A 25280-nucleotide genomic window follows, 5' to 3' on the forward strand; every position below is an offset into this window, starting at 1 on the left:
GGACCAGGGACGGGATCTGGTAGCAGAGGGACTTTCCGCCGCCGGTGGGCATGAGCACGACCGCGTCGCCGCCCGCCACCACGTGCTCGATGATCGCGCCCTGCTCGCCGCGGAACGACTCGTACCCGAAGACGCGGTGCAGCGTCCGCCGCGCCTCGCTCTCGCCTCCCGCGCCGGTGTCGGTCACCGTCCCGGTGGTCTCGTCCATGCTCACGCCCAATGCTCTGTCCCCCGAGGGTCCGCTCGCCCGGCCCTGTCCCGTCCTGCTCTCGTCCCCGTCCACGATAGGCGGAGCCAACGACAACGCCGGACGGTCTGTGGATAACCGACCGTCCGGCGCTGCTGTCGCTCATGCTGCGGGGCTTCCCGCGCGGGCTACCGCACGAAGACCCCCGCCTGGCTCGCCAGGTCCAGGAAGTACTGCGGGGCCAGGCCCAGCACCAGGGTGACGGCGACGCCGACCGCGATCGTCGTCATGGTCAGCGGGGACGGGACGGCGACCGTGGGGCCGTCCGCCTTCGGCTCGCTGAAGAACATCAGGACGATCACGCGGATGTAGAAGAACGCCGCGACGGCCGACGAGAGCACACCGACGACGACCAGTGCCCCGGCCCCGCCCTCCGCCGCCGCCTTGAACACCGCGAACTTGCCGGAGAACCCTGAGGTCAGCGGGATCCCCGCGAAGGCCAGCAGGAACACCGCGAAGACCGCCGCGACCAGCGGCGAGCGGCGGCCGAGCCCGGCCCACTTCGACAGGTGGGTGGCCTCGCCGCCCGCGTCCCGCACCAGCGTGACCACGGCGAACGCGCCGACCGTCACGAAGGAGTAGGCCAGCAGGTAGAAGAGGACCGAGGAGATGCCCTCCGGGTTGGCCGCGATGACGCCCGCGAGGATGAAGCCCGCGTGCGCGATCGAGGAGTAGGCAAGCAGACGCTTGATGTCGGTCTGGGTGATCGCGACGATCGCCCCGCCCAGCATCGTGACGATCGCCACCGCCCACATGACCGGCCGCAGGTCCCAGGTGAGGCCCGGCAGCGCCACGTACAGCAGGCGCAGCAGCGCACCGAACGCGGCGACCTTCGTGGCCGCCGCCATGAAGCCGGTGACCGGGGTCGGGGCGCCCTGGTAGACGTCCGGGGTCCACATGTGGAACGGGACGGCGCCGACCTTGAAGAGCAGGCCGGTCAGGATCATCGCGCCGCCGATGAGCAGCAGCGCGTCGTTGCCCATGGTGTCGGCGAGGGCGGGGTCGATCTCCAGGACCGAGCCGTCGACGACGTTGGCGATCGCGGCGTACGAGAGGGAGCCCGCGTAGCCGTAGATGAGGGCGATCCCGAAGAGGAGGAACGCCGAGGAGAACGCGCCGAGCAGGAAGTACTTCACGGCCGCCTCCTGCGACATCAGCCGCTTGCGGCGGGCGACGGCGCACAGGAGGTAGAGCGGGAGCGAGAAGACTTCCAGCGCGATGAAGAGGGTCAGCAGGTCGTTGGCGGCCGGGAAGACCAGCAGCCCCGCCACCGAGAAGAGCAGCAGCGGGAAGACCTCGGTGGTGGTGAACCCGGCCCGGATCGCGGCCTTCTCGCCCTCACCGCCCGGTACGGCCCCGGGCTGGGCGGCGAACGAGTCGACCCGGTTTCCGTCGCTGCTGGGATCGAGGCGGCGTTCGGCGAAGGTGAACACCGCCACCATGGCGACCAGGAGAATGGTGCCTTGCAGGAACAGGGTGGGGCCGTCGATCGCGATGGCGCCCATGGCCGCGATCTGCGCCTTCGTGGTGCCGTATCCCCCTGCGGCGAGGCCGACGATCGCGGCGAACGAGGCGGCGACCGCCACCACGGTCAGGAAGAGCTGGGTGTGGTAGCGGGCCCGGCGCGGCACGAAGGCCTCGACCAGGATGCCCAGGACGGCGGCGACCACGATGATCAGGACCGGCATCAGCTGGGTGTACTCGATCTTCGGCGCCGTGAACGAGTCGCCCGGCGCCGCCGCTGTCACCCCGCTCGCCGTCGTCCACAGGCTGTGGACAGCTGTTGCGCTCACTTGGCGGCCTCCACCTCGGGCTGGGGGTCCTTCTTCTGTACGTCGGACATGGTGTGCTCCACCGCCGGGTTGACGACCTCGGTGAGCGGCTTCGGGAAGACGCCCAGGAAGATCAGCACGGCGATCAGCGGAACCGCGACCGCCAGCTCACGGGCCCGGAGGTCCGGCATGGAGCGGACCGATTCCTGCACCGGGCCGGTCATCGTGCGCTGGTAGAGGACCAGGACGTAGAGCGCGGCGAGCACGATGCCGGAGGTGGCGATGATGCCGGCCACCGGATACGCGCTGAACGTGCCGACCAGGACCAGGAACTCGCTGACGAACGGAGCGAGTCCGGGCAGCGACAGGGTGGCGAGCCCGCCGATGAGGAACGTCCCGGCCAGCACGGGGGCGACCTTCTGCACCCCGCCGTAGTCCGCGATGAGCCGCGAGCCGCGCCGGGTGATCAGGAAGCCCGCGACCAGCAGCAGGGCGGCCGTGGAGATGCCGTGGTTGACCATGTAGAGCGTGGCGCCCGACTGGCCCTGGCTGGTCATCGCGAAGATGCCCAGGATGATGAAGCCGAAGTGCGAGATCGAGGCGTAGGCGATGAGCCGCTTGATGTCGCGCTGGCCGACCGCGAGGAGCGCCCCGTACACGATGGAGATCAGCGCCAGGGTGATGACCACCGGCGTCGCCCACTTGCTGGCCTCCGGGAAGAGCCCGAGGCAGAAGCGGAGCATCGCGAACGTGCCGACCTTGTCGACGATCGCGGTGATCAGCACGGCGACCGGGGCGGTCGCCTCGCCCATCGCGTTGGGCAGCCAGGTGTGCAGCGGCCACAGCGGGGCCTTCACCGCGAAGGCGAAGAAGAACCCGAGGAACAGCCACCGCTCGGTGCTGGTCGCCATCTCCAGGGAGCCGTTGGCGCGGGCCTCGGCGATCTCCAAGAGCGAGAAGCTCCCCGCGACCACGTAGAGGCCGATGACCGCGGCCAGCATGATCAGACCGCCGGCCAGGTTGTAGAGGAGGAACTTGACCGCCGCGTACGACCGCTGGGTCGCGGCGCTCTCGTCGCTGCCCGCGTGGGCCCGGTCGCCGAAGCCGCCGATGAGGAAGTACATCGGGATGAGCATGGCTTCGAACAGGATGTAGAAGAGGAAGACGTCCGTCGCGACGAACGACAGGATCACCATGGCCTCGACCATGAGAATCAGGGCGAAGAAGCCCTGCGTCGGACGCCAGCGCGTGGACTTCGTCTCCAGGGGGTCCGCGTCGTGCCAGGCGGCGACGATGACGAACGGGATCAGCAGCGCGGTGAGACCGAGGAGCGCCACCCCGATGCCGTCGACGCCCAGTTCGTAGCGGACGCCGAAGTCGGCGATCCAGGCCCGCGACTCGGTGAGCTGGTAGCGGTCGCCGCCCGGCTCGAAGCGGAGGAAGACGACGGCCGCCAGGACGAGCGTGCCGAGCGAGAAGAGCAGCGCGAGCCATTTGGCCGCGGTGCGCCGTGCGGCGGGGACGGCGGCGGTGGCGATCGCGCCGATCGCCGGGAGCGCCGCCGTCGCGGTCAGGAGGGGAAAGGACATGTGATCAGACCGCCCTCATCAGCAGGGTCGCGGCGATGACGACCGCCGCACCGCCGAACATCGAGACCGCGTAGGTGCGGGCATAGCCGTTCTGGAGCTTGCGCATCCGGCCGGAGAGCCCGCCGACCGAAGCGGCCGTACCGTTGACGACGCCGTCGACCAGGGAGTGGTCCACGTAGACCAGCGAGCGGGTGAGGTGCTCGCCGCCGCGGACCAGGACCACGTGGTTGAAGTCGTCCTGGAGGAGATCGCGGCGGGCGGCCCGGGTGAGGACCGAGCCGCGCGGGGCGAGCACCGGGACGGGCTTGCGGCCGTACATGGCCCAGGCGATGCCGACGCCGATGACCAGGGCCACCACGGTGGCTCCGGTGACCGTGGCCGCGCTCAGCGGGGAGTGGCCGTGGTCGTAACCGGTGACCGGCTCCAGCCAGTTGACGAACCGGTCGCCGATCGCGAAGAACCCGCCCGCGAAGACCGAGCCGAAGGCCAGCACGATCATCGGGATGGTCATCGACTTCGGGGACTCGTGCGGATGCGGCTCGTGCCCGTCCGCGTCCGGCTGCCAGCGCTTCTCGCCGAAGAACGTCATCAGCATCACGCGCGTCATGTAGAACGCGGTGATCGCGGCGCCCAGGAGGGCGACCGAGCCGAGGATCCAGCCCTCGGTGCCGCCCTTGGCGAAGGCAGCCTCGATGATCTTGTCCTTGGAGAAGAAGCCGGACAGGCCGGGGAAGCCGATGATGGCCAGATAGCCGAGCCCGAAGGTGATGAAGGTGACCGGCATGTACTTCCGCAGGCCGCCGTACTTGCGCATGTCGACCTCGTCGTTCATGCCGTGCATGACGGAGCCCGCGCCGAGGAAGAGCCCGGCCTTGAAGAAGCCGTGGGTCACCAGGTGCATGATCGCGAAGATGTAGCCGATGGGGCCGAGGCCCGCGGCGAGGATCATGTACCCGATCTGCGACATCGTGGATCCGGCGAGCGCCTTCTTGATGTCGTCCTTCGCGCAACCGACGATCGCACCGAAGATCAGCGTGACCGCACCGACGATGACGACGACCAGCTGGGCGTCCGGGGCGGCGTTGAAGATCGCGCCGGAGCGGACGATCAGATAGACACCGGCGGTGACCATGGTCGCGGCGTGGATGAGGGCGGAGACCGGGGTCGGGCCCTCCATCGCGTCACCGAGCCAGGACTGCAGCGGCACCTGGGCCGACTTGCCGCAGGCGGCCAGCAGCAGCATCAGGCCGATGGCCGTCAGCTTGCCCTGGCTCGTCTCGTCCGCCGACTCCAGCACCGGCCCGAAGGCGAAGGTGCCGAAGGTGGTGAACATCAGCATGATGGCGATCGACAGGCCCATGTCGCCGACCCGGTTGACCAGGAAGGCCTTCTTCGCGGCGGTGGCCGCGGTGGGCTTGTGCTGCCAGAAGCCGATGAGCAGGAACGACGCCAGACCGACGCCCTCCCACCCGACGTACAGCAGCAGGTAGTTGTCGGCGATGACCAGGATGAGCATCGCCGCGAGGAACAGGTTGAGATAGCCGAAGAAGCGGCGCCTGCGCTCGTCGTGCTCCATGTAGCCGATGGAGTAGATGTGGATCAGCGTGCCCACACCGGTGATGAGCAGGACGAACGTCATCGACAACTGGTCGAGCTGGAAGGCGATGTCGGCCTGGAAGCCTTCCACCGGGATCCAGCTGAACAGGTGCTGGTGCAGGGCCCGGTCCTCGGCGCCCTTCCCCAGCATGTCGGTGAAGAGGATCAGTCCGACGACGAACGAGGCGGCGGCGAGCGCGGTACCGAGCCAGTGGCCGGTCTTGTCCAGCCGACGGCCGCCGCAGAGCAGGACCGCCGCTCCGAGCAGGGGCGCCGCGACGAGCAGCGCAATCAGGTTCTCCACGTTTCCGACCCCTTACAGCTTCATCAGGCTGGCGTCGTCGACCGAGGCCGAGTGGCGGGAGCGGAACAACGACACGATGATCGCGAGTCCGACGACGACTTCCGCGGCGGCGACGACCATCGTGAAGAACGCCACGATCTGCCCGTCGAGGTTGCCGTGCATCCGGGAGAACGTGACGAGCGCCAGATTGCACGCGTTGAGCATCAGCTCGATGCACATGAACAGCACGATCACGTTCCGCCGGATCAGCACTCCGGAGGCGCCGATCGCGAACAGCAGGGCCGCGAGATAGAGGTAATTGACCGGGTTCACTGGGCGGCCTCCGAATTCTCCGCCGCGGACGCGGGGCCTGCCCCGCGTGTCACGGCGTCCGCGTCCTCACGTCCGAGCCGCTCCCCGGAGCGCTGTTCCAGGGCCTTGAGATCGGCGAGGGCCTCCTGTGAGACGTCCCGGATCTGACCGCGCTTCCGCAGCGTCTGCATGACGGTCAGCTCGGCCGGCGTGCCGTCGGGGAGCAGACCGGGGATGTCCACCGCGTTGTGCCGGGCGTAGACGCCGGGTGCGGGGAGCGGCGGGAGGTGCTTGCCCTCGCGCACGCGCTGCTCGGCCAGCTCCCGCTGGGTCTTGGCCCGTTCGGTGCGCTCGCGGTGCGTCAGCACCATCGCCCCCACGGATGCGGTGATCAGCAGGGCGCCGGTGATCTCGAAGGCGAAGACGTACTTGGTGAAGATGAGGTTGGCGAGTCCCTCGACGTTTCCGCCGTGGCGCGCATTGGCCGCGCCCAGCCCGTTGAACGTGGAGAGTGAGGCGTTGCCGATGCCGGCGATCAGCAGGATGCCGAAGCCGAGGGCGCATCCGGCCGCCAGCCAGCGCTGCCCCTTGAGGGTCTCCTTCAGGGAGTCCTCCGCGGTGACACCGACGAGCATGACGACGAAGAGGAACAGCATCATGATCGCGCCGGTGTAGACGATGACCTGGACGACGCCGAGGAAATACGCCCCGTTGGCGAGATAGAACACGGCCAGGACGACCATGGTCCCGGCCAGCGACAGGGCGCTGTGCACGGCCTTCTTCATGAGGACCGTGGAGAGCGCACCGATCACGGCGACGGTGCCCAGGACCCAGAACTGGATGGCCTCGCCGGTGGAGGTGGTGGTGGCTGCGGCCAGCGCGTTCACGCGTCCACCCCCTTGTCCTGCCGGGCGTCGGCGGCCCGGGTGGATTCGATGGGGTCCTCGTCGGCCTTGTCGCTCTCGCCCTTGGACACGGCCGTCTGGCGGACGGTGCCGGGGGCGGCCTCGGTGACCACGCCCCGGTAGTAGTCCTGTTCGTCCATGCCGGGGTAGATCGCGTGCGGGCTGTCGACCATGCCCTCCTGCAGCCCCGCGAGCAGCTCGTCCTTGGTGTAGATGAGGCTCTCGCGGGTGGTGTTGGCCAGTTCGAACTCGTTCGTCATCGTCAGCGCCCGGGTGGGGCAGGCCTCGATGCAGAGTCCGCACAGGATGCAGCGGGCGTAGTTGATCTGGTAGACGCGGCCGTAGCGCTCGCCCGGGGAGTAGCGCTCCTCCTCGGTGTTGTCCGCGCCCTCCACGTAGATCGCGTCTGCGGGACACGCCCAGGCGCACAGCTCGCAGCCGACGCACTTCTCCAGGCCGTCCGGGTGACGGTTGAGCTGGTGGCGGCCGTGGAAGCGGGGCGCCGTCGTCTTCGGCGTCTCCGGATACTGCTCGGTGAGCCGCTTCTTGAACATGGCCTTGAAGGTCACGCCGAAGCCGGCCACGGGGTTCTGGAACTTCTCCTCCGCCGCTCCCGATTCGCCCGAGGACCCAGCGGACCCCGTTGAGCCCGTGAGTTCTGGTTTCTCAGACACCGCCGGCCTCCTTTCCGTCACTCGCGTTTCCGTCACTCTGAGTATCCGACCCACCACTGACAACGAGCTCCCGCTCCCGCCGTGGCCTGCGCCGGGGCACCGGTGGCAGGGTCTGACCGGGCAGCGGCGGCACCGGGTACCCGCCCGCCATCGGGTCGAAGGCGGGCTCGGGTCCGGCCGCTTCCGTCTCGGCCCGCCTCCGCCGGTCGCGGAACATGTCGACGACGAACGAGATCAGCAGGATCGCGATCACGGCCGCGCCGACGTACAGCACGATCCGGGAGAAGTCGTAGCCCTCGTTGCGCAGCGCGCGGACGGTGGCGACGAGCATCAGCCAGACCACGGAGACCGGGATGAGGACCTTCCAGCCGAGCTTCATCAGCTGGTCGTAGCGGACCCGGGGCAGGGTGCCGCGCAGCCAGATGAAGAAGAAGATCAGTGCCTGGAGCTTGAGGAAGAACCAGAGCATCGGCCACCAGCCGTGGTTCGCCCCCTCCCAGAACGCGGAGACCGGGAACGGAGCGCGCCAGCCGCCGAGGAACAGCGTCACCGCGATCATCGACACGGTGACCATGTGGATGTACTCGGCGAGCATGAACATCGCGAACTTGATCGAGCTGTACTCGGTGTTGAAGCCGCCGACCAGGTCGCCCTCGGACTCCGGCATGTCGAACGGCGCCCGGCTGGCCTCACCGACCATGGTCACCATGTAGATGAGGAAGGAGACCGGAAGCAGGATGATGTACCAGCGGTCCGCCTGCGCCTCCACGATCGTCGAGGTCGACATCGAGCCGGAGTAGAGGAAGACCGAGGCGAAGGCGGCGCCCATCGCGATCTCATAGCTGATCATCTGGGCACAGCTGCGGATTCCGCCGAGCAGCGGGTACGTCGAGCCCGACGACCAGCCGCCGAGGACGAATCCGTACACGCCGACCGCGCCGACCGCGAGGATGTACAGCGCGGCGATGGGCAGGTCGGTCAGCTGCATCGTGGTGCGGGTGCCGAAGATGGAGATCTCGTTGCCCGCGGGCCCGAACGGGATGACGGCGATCGCCATGAAGGCGGGGATCGCCGCGAGGATCGGGGCGAGGATGTAGACCGCCTTGTCCGAGCCCTTGACGACCACGTCCTCCTTCAGCATCAGCTTGACGCCGTCGGCGAGCGACTGGAGCAGCCCCCAGGGGCCGTGCCGGTTGGGGCCGATGCGCAGCTGCATCCAGGCGACGACCTTGCGCTCCCAGACGATCGAGAAGAGCACGATCAGCATCAGGAACGCGAAGCAGAAGACCGCCTTGACGGCGACGAGCCACCAGGGGTCGGTGCCGAACATCGAGAGATCCTCGGCGGCGAGGACGACGCCCTCGGGCGCCGTCGTGAGTGCGGCGAGGCCAGTCACGCTCGTACCTCCGACGGTTCGACGGGAGCGCCCGGTGCGGCGGCGGGACCGATCCGCACGAGGCCGCCCGGGTTCACTCCGGTATCGGCGGGGATGCCGCGTCCCACCGAGTTCAGCGGCACCCAGACCACCCGGTCCGGCATATCGGTGACCTGGAGGGGCAGTTCGACGGTGCCAACGGGGCCGGTGACGGCGAGCAGGTCGCCGTCCTTGACGCCGGTCTCGGCGGCGGTGACCGCCGAGAGCCGGGCGACGGACGCGTGCCGGGTTCCGGCGAGTGCGGTGTCGCCCTCCTGGAGCCGGCCGAGGTCGAGCAGCATGCGGTGGCCCGCGAGGACCGCCTCGCCGTCGCCGGGCCGGGGCAGCGGCTGCGCCCCCTCGCGCGGGTCGTCCGCGTGGCCGCCCTCCCAGCCGCCGAGCCGGTCCAGCTCGCGGCGGGCGGCGGTCAGGTCCGGGAGCGCGAAGTGCACGTCCATGGCGTCGGCCAGCATGTGCAGCACCCGGGAGTCGGTCGGCGCGAGCGTCCGGGGCATCTGCTCGGGCTTCAGGGCCGCCTGGAACATCCGGACCCGGCCCTCCCAGTTGAGGAAGGTGCCGGACTTCTCGGCGACGGCGGCGACCGGGAAGACCACGTCCGCCCGGGCGGTGACCGCGCTCGGCCGCAGCTCCAGGGAGACCAGGAAGCCGACCTCGTTCAGCGCCTGGAGGGCCCGGTCGGGGTCGGGCAGGTCCTCGACGCCGACCCCGGCGACGAGCAGCGCGCCCAGTTCGCCGGTGGCCGCGGCCTCGACGATCTGGCCGGTGTCGCGGCCGTACCGGGAGGGCAGTTCGGCCAGTCGCCACAGCTCCGCGACCTCGTCGCGGGCGCGCGGGTCGGTGGCCGGGCGGCCGCCGGGCAGCAGCGAGGGGAGCGCGCCGGCCTCGATCGCGCCCCGGTCGCCCGCCCGGCGCGGAATCCACACCAGGCGTGCACCGGTGGCGGTGGCGGTACGGATCGCGGCGGACAGTGCCCCGGGCACGCCCGCGAGCCGCTCGCCGACGATGATCAGCGCGTGCTCACCGCGCAACGCCTCGGCGGCCGCGGCCCCTTCGGCCTCCAGGCCGACGCCGCCCGCGAGCGCGTCGAGCCACTCGGTCTCGGTGCCGGGGGCGGCGGGGAGCAGGGTGCCGCCCGCCTTCTCCAGGCCCCGGGTGGCGTGCGAGGCGAGCGCGAAGGTCTTCTGGCCGCGCTTGCGGTGGGCCTTGCGCAGCCTGAGGAAGACGCCGGGGGCCTCCTCCTCGGACTCGAACCCGACGAGGAGGACCGCGGGGGCCTTCTCCAGCGCGGTGTACGTGACGCCTTCGCCGTCGAGGTCCCGGCCGCGTCCGGCGACGCGGGCGGCCAGGAAGTCGGCCTCCTCGGCGCTGTGGACGCGGGAGCGGAAGTCGATGTCGTTGGTGTCGAGGGCGACCCGGGCGAACTTGCTGTACGCGTAGGAGTCCTCGACGGTCAGCCGGCCGCCGGTCAGCACGCCGGTACGGCCGCGGGCGGCGAGGAGTCCGGCCGCCGCGGCTTCCAGCGCCTCGGGCCAGCTCGCCGGTTCCAGCTCGCCGTCGGCGTTGCGGACCAGCGGGGTGGTGAGGCGGTCGCGCTGCTGGGCGTAGCGGAAGCCGAACCTCCCCTTGTCGCAGATCCACTCCTCGTTGACCTCGGGCTCGTTGGCCGCGAGGCGGCGCATGACCTTGCCGCGCCGGTGGTCGGTACGCATCCCGCAGCCGCCGGAGCACTGCTCGCACACCGAGGGGGTGGAGACCAGGTCGAAGGGGCGGGAGCGGAACCGGTACGCCGCCGAGGTCAGCGCGCCGACCGGGCAGATCTGGATGGTGTTGCCGGAGAAGTACGACTCGAAGGGGTCGCCCTCGCCGGTGCCGACCTGCTGGAGCGCGCCGCGCTCGATCAGCTCGATCATCGGGTCACCCGCCACCTGGTTGGAGAACCGGGTGCAGCGCGCGCAGAGCACGCACCGCTCGCGGTCCAGCAGCACCTGGGTGGAGATCGGGACGGGCTTCTCGAAGGTCCGCTTCTTCCCCTCGAAGCGGGAGTCGGCGCCGCCGTGCGACATCGCCTGGTTCTGGAGCGGGCACTCGCCGCCCTTGTCGCAGACGGGGCAGTCCAGCGGGTGGTTGATCAGCAGCAGCTCCATCACGCCCTTCTGCGCCTTCTCGGCGACAGGAGAGGTGATCTGCGACTTGACGACCATGCCGTCGGTGCAGGTGATGGTGCAGGAGGCCATCGGCTTGCGCTGGCCCTCGACCTCGACGATGCACTGGCGGCAGGCACCGGCCGGATCGAGGAGCGGGTGGTCGCAGAAGCGCGGGATCTCGATGCCGAGGAGTTCGGCGGCGCGGATGACCAGGGTCCCCTTGGGGACGCTGATCTCGATGCCGTCGATGGTCAGCGTGACCAGGTCCTCGGGCGGAACCGCCGCCTCGCCGCCCCCGGAGGGCGCACTCGTGGTGACTGTCATGCGTTCACCCCCCGGTGAGCGTTCTTGCCGTCGGTGTTCTTGTCGTCGGCCCAGGCCGTGGACCGGGCGGGGTCGAAGGGGCAGCCCTTGCCGGTGATGTGCTGCTCGTACTCCTCGCGGAAGTACTTGAGCGAGGAGAAGATCGGCGAGGCCGCGCCGTCGCCGAGCGCGCAGAACGACTTGCCGTTGATGTTGTCGGCGATGTCGTTGAGCTTGTCGAGGTCGGCCATCTCGCCCTTGCCGGCCTCGATGTCGCGGAGCAACTGGACCAGCCAGTACGTCCCTTCGCGGCAGGGCGTGCACTTGCCGCAGGACTCGTGGGCGTAGAACTCGGTCCAGCGGGTGACGGCCCGCACGACGCAGGTCGTCTCGTCGAAGCACTGGAGCGCCTTGGTGCCGAGCATGGATCCGGCGGCGCCGACGCCCTCGTAGTCGAGGGGGACGTCGAGGTGCTCCTCGGTGAACATCGGGGTGGAGGAGCCGCCCGGAGTCCAGAACTTCAGCCGGTGCCCGGCCCGCATCCCGCCGCTCATGTCGAGGAGCTGGCGGAGCGTGATGCCGAGCGGGGCCTCGTACTGGCCGGGGCTGGTGACGTGGCCGCTGAGCGAGTAGAGCGTGAAGCCCGGGGACTTCTCGCTGCCCATCGACTTGAACCAGTCCTTGCCCTTGTTCAAAATCGCGGGAACCGACGCGATGGACTCGACGTTGTTCACCACAGTGGGACAGGCGTACAGACCGGCGACCGCAGGGAAGGGGGGGCGCAGTCGGGGCTGGCCACGCCGTCCCTCGAGAGAGTCGAGCAGCGCGGTTTCCTCGCCACAGATGTACGCACCCGCACCCGCGTGCACCGTGAGTTCCAGATCGAGTCCTGAACCCAGGATGTTCGTCCCCAGATAGCCCGCCTCGTACGCCTCTCGTACGGCCTCGTGCAGTCGTCGCAGCACGGGGACGACCTCACCGCGCAAGTAGATGAACGCGTGCGACGAACGGATCGCGTAACAGGCGATCACAATGCCCTCGATGAGGCTGTGCGGGTTCGCGAAGAGGAGCGGGATGTCCTTGCAGGTCCCCGGCTCCGACTCGTCGGCGTTGACAACCAGATAGTGCGGTTTGCCATCGCCCTGCGGGATGAACTGCCACTTCATCCCGGTGGGGAAGCCCGCGCCACCGCGGCCGCGCAGACCGGAGTCCTTGACGTACGCGATGAGATCATCGGGCGCCATGGCCAGCGCTTTGCGCAGCCCCTCGTAGCCCTCGTGGCGGCGGTAGGTGTCCAGCGTCCAGGACTCGGGCTGGTCCCAGAAGGAGGAGAGGACGGGGGCGAGCAGCTTCTCGGGGCTCGTCCCGTTGTGGTCGATCTCGGCGGCCAAGGTCATCACTCCCCCTCCTCGGCTGCGGGCCCGGCCGGGTGCTCCGGGTCGGAGGCCGAGGTCTGCTGCGGTGCGTCGTGCGAGCTGAGGTGCTCGGACGGCGAAGGGTCGTGCGGCTGCCCGTCCTGGGGCTGTCCGGCGCGCGGAGAGACCACGCGCGCCTTGGGGAGCGCCTCGCCCTTGGCGAGCTTCAGCCCGATCAGGGAGGCGGGGCCCGCGCCGCCGGTGGCCTCGACGGCGCCGGGGCGCTCGTCGGGGAAGCCGGCGAGGATGCGGGCGGTCTCCTTGTACGAGCAGAGGGGGGCGCCCCGGGTCGGCTCGACGGTCCGGCCGGCGATCAGGTCGTCGACGAGCCGTGTGGCGCTCTCGGGCGTCTGGTTGTCGAAGAACTCCCAGTTGACCATCACGACGGGCGCGAAGTCGCAGGCGGCGTTGCACTCGATGTGTTCGAGGGTGACCTTGCCGTCCTCGGTGGTCTCGTTGTTGCCGACCCCGAGGTGCTCCTTGAGCGTGTCGAAGATGGCGTCGCCGCCCATGACCGCGCACAGGGTGTTGGTGCAGACGCCGACCTGGTAGTCGCCGCTCGGCCTGCGCCGGTACATGGAGTAGAAGGTGGAGACGGCGGTGACCTCGGCGGTGGTGAGGTCGAGCGTCTCGGCGCAGAAGGCGATGCCCGTACGGGAGACGTATCCCTCCTCGGACTGCACGAGGTGCAGCAGTGGCAGCAGGGCGGAGCGGCTGCCGGGGTAGCGGGCGATCACCTCCTCGGCGTCCGCGTCGAGCCGGGCGCGCACCTCGGCCGGGTAGGGGGTGGCGGGGAGCTGCGGCATCCCCAGACTGACGTCTTGGCGTGAGGTGGTCACCGGTCGACGCCTCCCATCACGGGGTCGATGGACGCGACGGCGACGATGACGTCGGCGACCTGGCCGCCTTCGCACATCGCCGCCATGGCCTGCAGGTTGGTGAAGGACGGGTCGCGGAAGTGGACCCGGTAGGGGCGGGTGCCGCCGTCGGAGACGACGTGCACGCCGAGTTCGCCCTTGGGGGACTCGACGGCGGTGTACGTCTGTCCGGCGGGGACCCGGAAGCCCTCGGTCACCAGCTTGAAGTGGTGGATCAGGGCTTCCATGGAGGTGCCCATGATGTTGCGGATGTGGTCGAGCGAGTTGCCGAGACCGTCGGGACCGAGCGCGAGCTGGGCGGGCCAGGCGATCTTCTTGTCGGCGACCATGACCGGCCCCGGCTCCAGGCGCTCGATGCACTGCTCGATGATCCGCAGCGACTGGCGCATCTCCTCCAGCCGGATGAGGAAGCGTCCGTAGGAGTCGCAGGTGTCGGCGGTGGGGACCTCGAAGTCGTACGTCTCGTAGCCGCAGTACGGGTCGGTCTTGCGCAGGTCGTGCGGGAGGCCGGCGGAGCGCAGCACCGGGCCGGTGGCGCCGAGGGCCATGCAACCGGTGAGGTCGAGGTAGCCGACGTCCTGCATACGGGCCTTGAAGATGGGGTTGCCGGTGGCGAGCTTGTCGTACTCCGGCAGGTTCTTCTTCATGGTCTTGATGAACTCGCGCAGCTGGTCGACCGCGCCCGGGGGCAGGTCCTGAGCGAGGCCGCCGGGGCGGACGAACGCGTGGTTCATGCGCAGTCCGGTGAACAGCTCGAAGAGGTCGAGAACCAGTTCACGATCGCGGAAGCCGTAGATCATGATCGTGGTCGCGCCGAGCTCCATGCCGCCGGTGGCGATGCAGACCAGGTGCGAGGAGAGCCGGTTGAGCTCCATCAGCAGCACGCGCAGGACGGTGGCCCGATCGGGGATCTGGTCCTCGATGCCGAGGAGCTTCTCGACGCCCAGGCAGTACGCCGTCTCGTTGAAGAACGGCGTCAGGTAGTCCATGCGCGTGACGAAGGTGGTGCCCTGTGTCCAGTTGCGGAATTCGAGGTTCTTCTCGATGCCGGTGTGGAGGTAGCCGATGCCGCAGCGGGCCTCGGTGACGGTCTCGCCGTCGATCTCCAGGATGAGGCGGAGCACGCCGTGCGTGGACGGGTGCTGGGGGCCCATGTTGACGATGATGCGTTCGTCGTCGGACTTCACGGCGGATTCGACGACCTCGTCCCAGTCGCCGCCGGTGACCGTATATACGGTCCCCTCGGTCGTGGCACGGGGTGTTGCGTGGGGAGTGGTCATCAGGAGTACGACCTCCGCTGGTCCGGAGCCGGGATCTGGGCGCCCTTGTACTCGACGGCGATGCCGCCGAGCGGGTAGTCCTTGCGCTGCGGGAAGCCCTGCCAGTCGTCCGGCATCATGATCCGGGTCAGGGCGGGGTGCCCGTCGAAGATGAGCCCGAAGAAGTCGTACGCCTCGCGCTCGTGCCAGTCGTTGGTCGGGTAGACCTGGACGAGCGACGGGATGTGCGGGTCGCTGTCCGGGGCGGACACCTCCAGCCGGATGATCCGGCCGTGGGTGAGCGAGCGCAGGTGGTAGACGGCGTGCAGCTCGCGGCCCTTGTCGCCCGGGAAGTGGACGCCGCTGACGCCCGTGCAGAGCTCGAAGCGCAGGGCGGGGTCGTCGCGCAGGGTGCGGGCGACCTGGACCAGGTGTTCGCGGGCGATGTGGAAGGTCAGCTCGTCGCGGTCGACGACGGTCTTCTCGATGGCGTTGGCGGGGAGCAGGTCCTGTTCCTCCAGGGCCCCTTCGAGCTCGTCGGCCACCTCGTCGAACCAGCCGCCGTAGGGCCGGGAGGCGGCTCCCGGCAGGGTGACGGTGCGGATGAGGCCGCCGTAGCCGGAGGTGTCGCCGCCGTTGTTCGCGCCGAACATGCCCTTGCGCACGCGGATGACCTCGCCGCCGGTGTCGCGCGGCGCGGGTACGGCGTTGCCGTTTCGCTCGTCGCCGTTGGCGTTGGGGTTCTCGGTCACCGCAGCAGCCCCTTCATCTCGATCAGGGGCAGCGCCTTGAGGGCCGCTTCCTCCGCCTCGCGGGCGGCCTCCTCCGCGTTGACCCCGAGCTTGGAGCCCTGGATCTTCTGGTGGAGCTTGAGGATGGCGTCCAGCAGCATCTCGGGGCGGGGCGGACAACCCGGCAAATAGATATCCACCGGCACAATGTGATCAACACCCTGCACAATGGCGTAATTGTTGAACATACCGCCCGATGACGCGCAAACCCCCATGGAGATGACCCACTTGGGATTCGGCATCTGGTCGTAGACCTGCCGCAGGACGGGCGCCATCTTCTGGCTCACCCGGCCCGCGACGATCATCAGGTCCGCCTGGCGCGGCGATCCGCGGAAGACCTCCATCCCGAACCGGGCCAGGTCGTAGCGGCCCGCGCCGGTCGTCATCATCTCGATGGCGCAGCAGGCCAGTCCGAACGTGGCCGGGAAGACCGAGGCCTTCCGCACCCAGCCCGCGGCCTGCTCGACCGTGGTCAGGACGAAGCCGCTCGGCAGTTTCTCTTCGAGTCCCATGGTGTGCCCCTCAGCCCCTCAGTCCCATTCCAGACCGCCGCGACGCCACACATACGCGTAGGCGACGAAGACGGTGAGCACGAAGAGCAGCATCTCCACGAGCCCGAAGATCCCCAGGGCGTCGAAGGAAACCGCCCAGGGATAGAGGAAGACGATCTCGATGTCGAAGACGATGAAAAGCATCGCCGTCAGGTAGTACTTGATGGGAAAGCGGCCGCCTCCGGCCGGAGTCGGGGTGGGTTCGATACCGCACTCGTACGCTTCGAGCTTTGCCCGGTTGTAGCGCTTGGGGCCGATTAGCGTGGCCATGACCACGGAGAAGATCGCAAACCCTGCCCCGAGGGCGCCGAGCACGAGGATGGGCGCGTAGGCATTCACGCTCCTCGCTCCTTCCAGTCGTCCTTGACCTTTGGACCGCATCGGGCGACCGGCTCGCCACCTCACCAAGATCGTGCACATGTGAGGCAGTTCACAAGCCCGACTGCCCCGCATCCTATGCCCGGTCCCCTGTGATCTGCGACACGGGGTACGACAACGACTTTGTGATCTCCACCACCTGACGAAGGATCATGAAGTCGTATGAGCAGTGATCTTCGTACGCGAAGCGGCCGAGTGATCACGAGACGTGACATTCGATGGCGTTACTGCTGGTCAAAGAGGTGTCGCGCTATCAATGGAAGGGCTGTACAAGCAAATTGGCGGTGGACGGCCCGAGGGTGATAAGGGCACCGGTCGACTTCGGCGCTCACCCGGACGAGGGGCGACGGGGACCGAAGGGGACATGTGCGCGCATTCACGAACTTCCGGAAGGAGCGCTTCCCGAGCCGGAGGGGGCCCGGAGGTCACCCGCCGCCGACGGACCCGCCCACGCGCAACGCGGGCGCGAGGGTTGCCCGCCCCGGCATCCTCATACTGTGACCTGCGCCACTCGCCCCCTCGCGCCAGGAAACCGGGCTTGGCCATCGGTGTGAACGGATGGTAAGCGACGGGCAATTCGGGCGTATTACCGAAAGGCAGTGATCACGGGCCTGATCGCGACTGCCCGTTTTGCCCGTTACGGCGTCAATAAAGGCGCTCAGAAAGCGGATTCACAGATTCCGAACGTAACTGTGTCGCAACACACGTTTCTTGATGGGACCCCTACAGCCCTGATAGCGCTAGTACCCATGTCCCACACCGCTCACATACCCAGCCACCGGAAGCCCCGTCAGCGCGCCTCGAAGTCGGCACTGCGAGCCGGAGTTGCCGGTGGCTTCCTCAGCACCATCGCGGTCGCGGGTGCCGCCGGTCCGGCCCAGGCCGAGCCGGTGACCCAGACGATCGAGATGCCCACGATCACGGACGGCCTCTCCACCGCTGTCGCCGCCTCCGCTCAGGCCACGCAGCAGGTCGCCCTCGACCTGGAGACGCAGGCCAGCGAGGACGCCGCCGCCGAGAAGGCCGCGAAGACGGCCAAGAAGGCCCACGCCGAGGCCGTTCGCAAGGCCGAGGCCAAGAAGAAGGCCGAAGCCGCCGCCAAGGCCGAGGCGGAGGCCGAGGAGCGTGCCGAGCGCGCCTCCCGGACCTCCGAGCGCACGACGCTCAGCGCCTCCTCCGGCTCCTCGGACTCCGGCAGCTCCGCCTCCGCCCCGTCCTCCTCCTCGAACGTGAGCGGTTCCGCCGCCTCCATCGTGGCGTTCGCCAAGGCCCAGGTCGGCGACGCGTACGTCTCCGGCGGCACCGGCCCGAACGCGTGGGACTGCTCGGGCCTCGTCCAGGCCGCCTACCGCACGGCGGGCATCGACCTGCCGCGCGTCTCCCAGTCCCAGTCGACCGCCGGCACCCAGGTCTCCCTGGACAACCTCCAGCCCGGCGACATCCTCTACTGGGGCGGCGCGGGCAGCGCGTACCACGTGGCGATCTACGTCGGTGGCGGCGAGTTCGTCGGTGCGCAGAACTCCAGCACCGGCACGGTGCAGCGCTCCCTGGACTACGACCGGCCGACCGGCGCGGTCCGCGTTCTCTGATTCACAAGCGGGTCCCCGGGTGTTCTCCCGGCGATCCGCGGCGCCTCCGGGCGCTCCGGTTCACCGCTGAGAGCCGCCGCTCCCCCGCTCGGGGGCGGCGGCTCTTCGCCGTGGTCGCGGCGACGAGCAGCGCCGCCGCCATCAGCAGGGCGCTCACTCCGACCGGCGCCCGGTGGCCGAACCCCGCGTCCAGGGCCAGCCCGCCCGCCCACGGGCCCACCGTCGCCCCCAGGTTGAACGCGGTCGTCGAGAAGGCACCGGCCAGCGTCGGGGCTTCGGGGGCGAGGCCCAGGACCCGGGTGATCAGGGCGGTGCCCGTACCGAACGCGAGCAGACCGAGCAGCGGGACCAGGGCCAGGGCGAGCACGGGGCTGCCCGCCGTCAGCGCCAGCGCCGACCAGCCGACGGTCAGAGCGGCCATGCCCGTGGCGACGACGGCGACCGGGTGGGCGTCCGCGTACCGGCCGGCCGCCGTGACCCCGGCGAACGCCCCCGCCCCGAAGAGCGCCAGGGCCACCGGCACCCACCCCGCGCCCAGGCCCGTCTCCCGGGTGAGGAGCGGCTCCAGGTAGGAGAACGTGCAGAAGGTCGCCCCCTGCACCAGGGCCATCGTGAGCAGGACCGGCCGCAGCCGGGGGCCGGTCAGGACGCGCAGTTCGTCCCGTACGGACACGGGATCGGCACCCACGTCCGTACCGCCCCGGCCGCCCGGGACGCTGCGCAGGACCGCGAGGAAGGCGGGCAGCGAGACGATCGCGACCGCCCAGAAGGCCGACCGCCACCCCCACCGCTCCCCCAGGACAGCGCCGGCCGGTACGCCCACCACGCAGGCGATCGTCACGCCGCCGACCACCACGGCGGTGGCCCGGCCCTTCAGCCGGTCGGGGACCATCGCGACGGCGGTGCTCAGCGCGACCGCCCAGAACCCCGCGTTGGCGAGGGCCCCGACGAAACGGGTCGCCAGGAGAACCCCGTAGCCGGGGGTGAGAGCGCCGACGGCGTGGGCGGCGACGAACACCGCGAGGAAGAGGAGCAGGGCGCGGCGGCGCGGCCAGGTGCGGCCGGCCAGCGCCATGACGGGTGCGCCGAGGACCATGCCGACGGCGAACGCGGAGGTGAGGAGGCCGGCGGCGGAGAGGGAGACGTCGAGGTCGGCGGCGATGCCGGAGAGAAGCCCGGACAGCATGAACTCGGAGGTGCCCTGGGCGAAGACCGCGAGCCCGAGGACGTAAACGGCGAATGGCATGGGTGAGGAGCCCCTTGGACGGAACCGTCGGGTGGACAGACAGACCGTGTGCGGGGATACGGGCCGCGCGGACGGCCGCGCCGGAGGTCCGGCGGGGCGGCGCGAAGAAGTGCCCGGCGGTGATCGGCCGGTGGCACGGACTCCGCGTACGGCGGTGCTTCAGCACGTACGCGCGAGGGAACGGCCCGCACCCGCGGTGATCCGGCGGGCGTGGGAACCGTGACGGAGGGACCGGTGACCCGGGAGGGGTCAGCCGGCGGAGCTCAGCACGGACACGGCCACCGGCGCACCGGTGGCCGGAGTCTGTCCGACTCGGGGCTGGCCATGGGACGGGATCCTACCGGCGGCGGGGGCGGCGGTTCGAGCGTTCCTGCTCCCTGGCCGAGGTCGTGGGCGCGGGGACCGCGTCGTACGCGGCGTCGAAGTCCTCGTCGTCGTCCGGCGCGGTCAGGTCCACGGCGAAGCGGGGCTCCAGGAAGAGGTCCTGGTGCTGGGGCAGGGAAGCGGTGGTCATGGCTGTCTGTCCTTGGGGTCGAGCAGCGCTGTAGCGGCTTGTTCCGTGCCCCGCCGGCCTGCGTTCGATAAGAGGATGCGATATGAGGGTGCGTCAAAGAGTGTGGCACGCACCGCGTGCCGCCACGGGTGGGCGGGGGCGGGCGTGGGCCGGCCCTGGCCACCGATGGGGCCCGGCAGGCGCGCAAATCATCGCACACGATCACCCTTGGGGCTGAGGATTAACTCCCGGCGGGATGCGGAGGGCCGGGTTTCGGGCGTCGTCCGGTGGTGTCAGAGGACGACACGGAAGTGGGTGGTCAGCCGCCGGTCCTCGCCCAGGATGTGAAATGCCAGGCCGGGCGGCTGGTCCCGGTCGGCCGGCCGGTCGCCCTCCCAGGGCAGGCGCAGGGTCCAGGTGACGGCGGGGCCGACGATCAGGGGGCGGCCCGCGAAGGTCGAGGCGGCGGCCGTGTGGGCGTGCCCGGTGAGGACGGCGACGACCCGCGGGTGGGCGTCGAGCAGGGCGGCGAGCCGCTCGGGCTCCTGGAGCATCCCGGCGTCCGGCAGCGGGTGGTGGAGTTCGACGGGCGGCTGGTGGAAGGCGATCAGCGCGGGGACGCCGTCCGGGAGCGCGCCGAGCGTGATGTCGATCCAGGCGAGCGTCTCCGCGTCGAGGCGCCCCTCGTCCCGTCCCGGAATGGTGGCATCACACATGAGGATGGCGGTTCCGGCGATGTGGTGGACCCGGTTGACGGGGGTGGTGTCCGGGGCCTCGCCGAGGAACGCCTTGCGGTAGGCGGGGCGGGCGTCGTGGTTCCCGGGGCACGCGAGGACGGGGAACGGCGCGTCCAGCAGGCGTACGGCCTCCTCGTACTCGGCCTCCGCCGCGTGGTCGGCGATGTCCCCGGTGACCAGCAGCGCGTCGACCGGGCGGGGCAGGGCCCGCAGGTACTCCATGACGCGGTCGGCCCGGTCCCTGGCGCGGTCGCTGCCGTCCAGATGCAGATCGCTGATCTGAGCAAGCAACATGAGCAGCACTCCCCCGGCTAACGCTTATTCGCTTTCTTTCATTAGGACCCTAGGCTGGAGAGCGCAGACGTTCAAGAGACCCGGAAGGAGTGGGCGATGACCGAGCGTCCTGTGATGGCACTGGCGAGCACCATCCGCCACGACGGGGACGGCGGAGTCCTCGACGACCTGGAAACGGTCCGGGGAGCGCGTCGCTGGCTTCAGCACCAGCCCGGCATCCTGGCCACCGTCACGGCCACCGGGGACCTGGTCCTCGACGAGGAGTTGAGAGAGGCGGTCGTCGACGTACGGCGCGCCGTCCGGGCCCTGTTCGCACGGGTGGTCAGCCCGGCCCCGCCGAGCCCGGCCGACGCCCACCGCCTGCTGCCCGTCGACGAGGCCATGAGACTGCTCAACGCGGCGGCGGCCCGGGAGCCGGTGGCTCCCCAACTGCGCTGGCCCGCCGAAGGGCCGCCCACGGCAGGCCTGTTGTCGGCCGAGGGCGACCCGGGCGTACGGCTGGTCGCGGCCCTGGCACGCGACGCCGTGGACTTCCTGAGCGGGCCGCAGCGCGAGCACCTGCGCGCCTGCCGCGCGCCACGCTGCGTCCGGTACTTCGTCAAGAGCCACGGCAGGCAGGAGTGGTGCAAGCCGTCCTGCGGCAACCGGGCGCGGGTGGCCCGCCACTACGAGCGGGCGCGTGCGGCGGCGGGCTCCCCCGGCCTCAGGCCTTCGGCGCCACCTTCGACAGGCCGTTGATGATGCGGTCCATCGCGTCGCCGCCCTGCGGGTCGGTCAGGTTGGCGAGCATCTTGAGCGTGAACTTCATCAGCAGCGGGTGGGTCAGGCCGCGCTGGGTGGCGACCTTCATGACCTTCGGGTTGCCGATCAGCTTCACGAAGGCGCGGCCCATCGTGTAGTAGCCGCCGTAGGTCTCCTTGAGGACCTTCGGGTAGTTGTTCAGGGCCAGTTCGCGCTGGGCGGGGGTGGCGCGGGCGTGGGCCTGGACGATGACGTCGGCCGCGATCTGGCCGGACTCCATGGCGTACGCGATGCCCTCGCCGTTGAACGGGTTGACCATGCCGCCCGCGTCGCCGACGAGGAGGAGGCCCTTGGTGTAGTGCGGCTGGCGGTTGAAGGCCATGGGGAGGGCCGCGCCCCGGATGGGCATCGTCATGTTCTCGGGGGTGTAGCCCCAGTCCTCCGGCATCGAGGCGCACCAGGCCTTGAGGACCTCGCGCCAGTCCAGCTCCTTGAAGGCGGAGGAGGAGTTGAGGATACCGAGGCCGACATTGGAGGTGCCGTCGCCCATGCCGAAGATCCAGCCGTAGCCGGGCAGCAGGCGGTCCTCGGCGCCGCGCCGGTCCCACAGCTCCAGCCAGGACTCCAGGTAGTCGTCGTCGTGGCGGGGCGAGGTGAAGTACGTGCGGACGGCGACGCCCATCGGGCGGTCGTCGCGGCGGTGCAGGCCCATCGCGAGGGAGAGGCGGGTGGAGTTGCCGTCGGCGGCGACGACGAGCGGGGCGTGGAAGGTGACCGGGGTCTTCTCCTCACCGATCTTCGCCTCGACGCCGGTGATCCGGCCCGTGCGCTCGTCGCGGATGGGCGCACCGACGTTGCAGCGCTCGTGGAGGCGGGCGCCCGCCTTCTGCGCCTGGCGGGCCAGCTGCTCGTCGAAGTCGTCGCGTTTACGGACCAGCCCGTAGTCCGGGTAGGAGGCGAGGTCCGGCCAGTCGAGCTGGAGGCGGACGCCGCCGCCGATGATGCGCAGGCCCTTGTTGCGCAGCCAGCCGGCCTCCTCGGAGATGTCGATCCCCATGGCGACAAGCTGTTTCGTGGCGCGGGGCGTGAGCCCGTCGCCGCAGACCTTCTCCCGGGGGAAGGCCGTCTTTTCCAGCAGCAGGACGTCGAGTCCGGCCTTGGCGAGGTAGTACGCGGTCGTGGAGCCGGCAGGGCCCGCTCCGACGACGATGACATCCGCGCTGTGCTCGGAGAGGGGCTCGGTCACGGTCGGATCTCCCGAAGACTCGAATTCGCGTGCCGCGCGGCACATGTCCCGTGCAGTCTATGGGGGCCTGCGAACCAACCCTCCGAAGGGCTCCCTCATGTCGATCGCGCCTGCCACGCCCCACGCTTCGGCCCCCGCCGTACGCCTCCGTGTTCCGACCGACGAAGACGCCCTGACCTGGTACCGGGTCTTCGACGACCCCGAGGTGATGGAGTTCTTCGGCGGTCGGCGGGCCGACTTCTCCGTGTACGAGGAGCTCACCGCCCGCCAGCGCCGCCACGACGCCCAGCTCGGCTACTGCCTGTGGACGCTCATGGACGAGGCGGACACCGTGCTCGGCTTCACCGGGGCGCAGCCGTGGCCGCACACGCATTACGGACCGGTCGGCGCGATCGAGATCGGCTGGCGCCTGGGGCGTACGGCGTGGGGGCGCGGGTACGCCACCGCCGCCGCCCGCGCCGCGTTGGAGCGGGTGCGGGCGGCCGGGGTGGACGAGGTGGTCGCGATGATCCACTCCCGTAACGCACGGTCGATGGCGGTCGCGGATCGGCTCGGGATGCGGCGGGCCGAGTCGTACGAGACCCCCCGCGGCGCGGAGGCCGTCTGCTTCCGGCTGGAGTTGTGAGACCGAACGCCAGGTCCTAGGTGTATTGACCACGAGCGTTGTTGACGCTGGGCAGGTCTTGATCCGCCGTCAGGCGCGGGTGGCCCGGTGCAGGGCCACCACGCCGCCGGTCAGGTTGCGCCATGCGACCTTCGACCAGCCCGCCTTCTGGAGCAGTGCGGCGAGGGCGGGCTGGTCGGGCCAGTCGCGGATGGACTCGGCGAGGTAGACGTACGCGTCCGGGTTGGACGACACCGCGCGGGCGGCCGGCGGGATCGCCCGCATCAGGTACTCCGTGTAGACCGTGCGGAACGGGGCCCAGGTCGGCTGGGAGAACTCGCAGATCACGACCCGGCCGCCGGGCTTCGTCACCCGGTACAGCTCGCGCAGCGCCACATCGGTGTCCTGGATGTTGCGCAGCCCGAAGGAGATCGTGACGGTGTCGAACGTCTCGTCCTTGAACGGCAGCTTCATCCCGTCGCCCGCCGTGAACGGCATCCACGGGTGGCGTTCCTTGCCGACCTTGAGCATGCCGAGCGAGAAGTCGCACGGCACGACGTAGGCACCCGCCTTGACGAAGGGCTGCGAGGAGGTCGCCGTACCGGCCGCCAGGTCGAGGATCTTCTGCGCGGGGCGGGCGTCGACCGCCGCCGCGACCGCCTTGCGCCACAGCCGGGCCTGGCCGAGCGAGATCACGTCGTTGGTCAGGTCGTAGTTGGCCGCCACACCGTCGAACATCGAGGCGACTTCGTGCGGCTGCTTTTCCAGGGAGGCTCGGGTCACCCTTCCATTCAAGCAGCCNGATGTCGCCCGCCCGCCCGGGGACCCGTGGTCGGGCGGGCGCACACACCGGCTCGAACTGATCTTCACTTCTCTTCAACCTTTTCGGCACACGGGTGCTCTGTAACGGGTGGGAGTCGAGGAGAGCGAGAGAGGAGGGCGGATGCCGGCAGGGGCTCAGCCCGCCATGGCGGACGGCGAGCGCGCCGCGTTCGAGGCGTACGCCAGGACCGGGCAGCGCCGGCTGTACCGGACGGCCTACCTGCTGTGCGGAGACACCGAGGGTGCGCAGGACCTGACACAGACGACGCTCGCCAAGCTGTTCCAGCACTGGCGCAGGGCGAGCCGGGCGGACAACCTCGACGCCTACGCCAAGACCGTGCTGGTGCGCACCTTCGTGGCCGAACGCCGCCGCTCCGTACGGGATCTGCTCGCCCACAACCGCAACGCGCCCCGCCCGCACCCCAATCCCGCGCCGGGCGCCGACCTCCGGGTCACTCTGCTCGGCCTTCTCGCCGAACTTCCGCCCCGGGCACGGGCGATGGTCGTCCTGCGCTACTGGGACGACCTGAGCGTGGAAACCGTGGCGTCGCTGCTGCGGTGCAGTGAGTCCACGGTGAAGAGCCAGTGCTCGCGTTCGCTCGTCCGCCTGCGCGCCCGGATGGGCGACGTCCAGCTCTACTCCACCGGAAGCTGAGGGCCGGTCATGACCCCTGAACCGTACGAGCACCTGCCGCGCCGCACGCGTGACGACAAGCGGGTCCGGGACGAGGACCTGTTCCGGGACGCCCTGCACCGGACCGTCGGCGCCCTCACCCTCCAGCCCGATCTGGTGTCCGACGCCGTCCGGGAGGGCCACCGGCGGCGGGCCAGGAGCCGGGGGTATGCGGTCGCGGGCGCGTTCGTCGCGGTGACCGGGCTGACCCTGGGCCTCTCCGTGCTCGGCCCCCGGCTGTTGCCAGGGCCGGACACGGGTCCCGCCGCCGGTGGCCCTCCCGGACGGCGTCGGACACCAGAT

24 protein-coding genes and 1 pseudogene are annotated in these 25280 nt (G+C 70.0%); 5 read left to right on the plus strand and 20 right to left on the minus strand.

Features of this window, described 5'->3' with window-relative positions; all coding sequences use genetic code 11:
- The 15 genes from D3105_RS17695 to D3105_RS17765 form a co-directional block, all read right to left on the minus strand.
- On the minus strand, nucleotides 1–208 hold a 208-nt coding region (locus D3105_RS17695; RefSeq protein ID WP_338103993.1), incomplete at its 3' end, for a DEAD/DEAH box helicase.
- A gap of 167 nt (nucleotides 209–375) precedes the next feature.
- Entirely contained in the window at nucleotides 376–2040 is a 1665-nt protein-coding gene (gene nuoN / locus D3105_RS17700) for an NADH-quinone oxidoreductase subunit NuoN (RefSeq protein WP_206272783.1), read from the minus strand.
- Nucleotides 2037–3608, minus strand: a complete 1572-nt coding sequence (locus tag D3105_RS17705) for an NADH-quinone oxidoreductase subunit M (RefSeq protein WP_118904138.1) — start codon at nucleotides 3606–3608, stop codon at nucleotides 2037–2039. Before D3105_RS17705 ends, nuoN begins: the two co-directional genes overlap by 4 nt.
- A gap of 4 nt (nucleotides 3609–3612) precedes the next feature.
- Nucleotides 3613–5508 carry an NADH-quinone oxidoreductase subunit L gene (gene nuoL / locus D3105_RS17710; RefSeq protein WP_118904139.1) on the minus strand — a complete coding sequence of 632 codons (1896 nt, stop codon included), beginning with the start codon at nucleotides 5506–5508 and terminating at the stop codon, nucleotides 3613–3615.
- Nucleotides 5509–5520: 12 nt separating this feature from the next.
- Nucleotides 5521–5820: an NADH-quinone oxidoreductase subunit NuoK gene (gene nuoK / locus D3105_RS17715; protein WP_015610624.1), complete on the minus strand. Its 300-nt coding sequence runs from the start codon at nucleotides 5818–5820 to the stop codon at nucleotides 5521–5523.
- Entirely contained in the window at nucleotides 5817–6686 is an 870-nt protein-coding gene (locus tag D3105_RS17720) for an NADH-quinone oxidoreductase subunit J (protein WP_118904140.1), read from the minus strand. Before D3105_RS17720 ends, nuoK begins: the two co-directional genes overlap by 4 nt.
- A complete protein-coding gene (gene nuoI / locus D3105_RS17725; RefSeq protein WP_118904141.1) occupies nucleotides 6683–7378 on the minus strand; it encodes an NADH-quinone oxidoreductase subunit NuoI in 696 nt (231 codons plus the stop codon). Before nuoI ends, D3105_RS17720 begins: the two co-directional genes overlap by 4 nt.
- The gene (gene nuoH / locus D3105_RS17730) at nucleotides 7371–8774 is read right to left on the minus strand and encodes an NADH-quinone oxidoreductase subunit NuoH (protein ID WP_118904142.1); all 1404 of its coding nucleotides are present in this window, start codon (nucleotides 8772–8774) and stop codon (nucleotides 7371–7373) included. Before nuoH ends, nuoI begins: the two co-directional genes overlap by 8 nt.
- The gene (locus D3105_RS17735; RefSeq protein WP_118904143.1) at nucleotides 8771–11281 is read right to left on the minus strand and encodes an NADH-quinone oxidoreductase subunit G; all 2511 of its coding nucleotides are present in this window, start codon (nucleotides 11279–11281) and stop codon (nucleotides 8771–8773) included. The genes nuoH and D3105_RS17735 overlap by 4 nt, the downstream gene beginning before the upstream one ends.
- Nucleotides 11278–12660 (minus strand): NADH-quinone oxidoreductase subunit NuoF, encoded by a 1383-nt coding sequence (gene nuoF, locus D3105_RS17740; RefSeq protein ID WP_023608518.1) that lies wholly within the window; start codon nucleotides 12658–12660, stop codon nucleotides 11278–11280. The genes D3105_RS17735 and nuoF overlap by 4 nt, the downstream gene beginning before the upstream one ends.
- Nucleotides 12657–13481 (minus strand): NADH-quinone oxidoreductase subunit NuoE, encoded by an 825-nt coding sequence (gene nuoE / locus D3105_RS17745; RefSeq protein WP_118904144.1) that lies wholly within the window; start codon nucleotides 13479–13481, stop codon nucleotides 12657–12659. The genes nuoF and nuoE overlap by 4 nt, the downstream gene beginning before the upstream one ends.
- A gap of 29 nt (nucleotides 13482–13510) precedes the next feature.
- On the minus strand, nucleotides 13511–14833 hold the full coding sequence (locus D3105_RS17750; protein ID WP_030799048.1) for an NADH-quinone oxidoreductase subunit D: 1323 nt from the start codon (nucleotides 14831–14833) through the stop codon (nucleotides 13511–13513).
- Nucleotides 14833–15564 carry an NADH-quinone oxidoreductase subunit C gene (locus tag D3105_RS17755; protein ID WP_118904145.1) on the minus strand — a complete coding sequence of 244 codons (732 nt, stop codon included), beginning with the start codon at nucleotides 15562–15564 and terminating at the stop codon, nucleotides 14833–14835. Before D3105_RS17755 ends, D3105_RS17750 begins: the two co-directional genes overlap by 1 nt.
- Nucleotides 15561–16115 carry a NuoB/complex I 20 kDa subunit family protein gene (locus D3105_RS17760; RefSeq protein WP_010060943.1) on the minus strand — a complete coding sequence of 185 codons (555 nt, stop codon included), beginning with the start codon at nucleotides 16113–16115 and terminating at the stop codon, nucleotides 15561–15563. Before D3105_RS17760 ends, D3105_RS17755 begins: the two co-directional genes overlap by 4 nt.
- A gap of 18 nt (nucleotides 16116–16133) precedes the next feature.
- The gene (locus D3105_RS17765; RefSeq protein WP_003967084.1) at nucleotides 16134–16493 is read right to left on the minus strand and encodes an NADH-quinone oxidoreductase subunit A; all 360 of its coding nucleotides are present in this window, start codon (nucleotides 16491–16493) and stop codon (nucleotides 16134–16136) included.
- Nucleotides 16494–17281: 788 nt separating this feature from the next.
- On the opposite strand from D3105_RS17765, the gene D3105_RS17770 reads away from it, so the two are divergent.
- A complete protein-coding gene (locus D3105_RS17770; RefSeq protein ID WP_097875889.1) occupies nucleotides 17282–18121 on the plus strand; it encodes a C40 family peptidase in 840 nt (279 codons plus the stop codon).
- Nucleotide 18122: 1 nt separating this feature from the next.
- On the opposite strand, the gene D3105_RS17775 is transcribed toward D3105_RS17770, so the two are convergent.
- From D3105_RS17775 to D3105_RS17780, 3 genes are all read right to left on the minus strand, one after another.
- Nucleotides 18123–19367 (minus strand): Cmx/CmrA family chloramphenicol efflux MFS transporter, encoded by a 1245-nt coding sequence (locus D3105_RS17775; protein ID WP_118904146.1) that lies wholly within the window; start codon nucleotides 19365–19367, stop codon nucleotides 18123–18125.
- 337 nt (nucleotides 19368–19704) lie between these two features.
- Complete coding sequence (locus tag D3105_RS34600) at nucleotides 19705–19881, minus strand: hypothetical protein (RefSeq protein ID WP_165891036.1); 177 nt, start codon at nucleotides 19879–19881, stop codon at nucleotides 19705–19707.
- 272 nt (nucleotides 19882–20153) lie between these two features.
- Nucleotides 20154–20891: a metallophosphoesterase gene (locus D3105_RS17780; RefSeq protein ID WP_118904150.1), complete on the minus strand. Its 738-nt coding sequence runs from the start codon at nucleotides 20889–20891 to the stop codon at nucleotides 20154–20156.
- Between the two features lie 96 nt (nucleotides 20892–20987).
- Between D3105_RS17780 and D3105_RS17785 the strand changes: the two genes are divergently transcribed.
- On the plus strand, nucleotides 20988–21629 hold the full coding sequence (locus D3105_RS17785) for a CGNR zinc finger domain-containing protein (RefSeq protein ID WP_118904147.1): 642 nt from the start codon (nucleotides 20988–20990) through the stop codon (nucleotides 21627–21629).
- Here the strand turns inward: D3105_RS17785 and D3105_RS17790 are convergent.
- Entirely contained in the window at nucleotides 21595–22878 is a 1284-nt protein-coding gene (locus tag D3105_RS17790; protein ID WP_030578379.1) for a geranylgeranyl reductase family protein, read from the minus strand. The genes D3105_RS17785 and D3105_RS17790 overlap by 35 nt on opposite strands.
- A 97-nt stretch (nucleotides 22879–22975) precedes the next feature.
- Between D3105_RS17790 and D3105_RS17795 the strand changes: the two genes are divergently transcribed.
- Nucleotides 22976–23503 carry a GNAT family N-acetyltransferase gene (locus tag D3105_RS17795; RefSeq protein ID WP_118904148.1) on the plus strand — a complete coding sequence of 176 codons (528 nt, stop codon included), beginning with the start codon at nucleotides 22976–22978 and terminating at the stop codon, nucleotides 23501–23503.
- A 69-nt stretch (nucleotides 23504–23572) separates the two neighbouring features.
- On the opposite strand, the gene D3105_RS17800 is transcribed toward D3105_RS17795, so the two are convergent.
- Nucleotides 23573–24265, minus strand: a complete 693-nt coding sequence (locus D3105_RS17800; protein WP_118904149.1) for a demethylmenaquinone methyltransferase — start codon at nucleotides 24263–24265, stop codon at nucleotides 23573–23575.
- Between the two features lie 184 nt (nucleotides 24266–24449).
- Here D3105_RS17800 and D3105_RS17805 point away from each other — a divergent pair, with 184 nt between their 5' ends.
- On the plus strand, nucleotides 24450–24959 hold the full coding sequence (locus D3105_RS17805) for a SigE family RNA polymerase sigma factor (RefSeq protein WP_079137825.1): 510 nt from the start codon (nucleotides 24450–24452) through the stop codon (nucleotides 24957–24959).
- Nucleotides 24960–24968: 9 nt separating this feature from the next.
- Nucleotides 24969–25280: pseudogene (locus D3105_RS17810) on the plus strand (hypothetical protein); the annotation flags it as partial.

The sequence above is a fragment of the Streptomyces globisporus genome (assembly GCF_003501885.1).
Lineage (GTDB): Bacteria > Actinomycetota > Actinomycetes > Streptomycetales > Streptomycetaceae > Streptomyces > Streptomyces globisporus_D.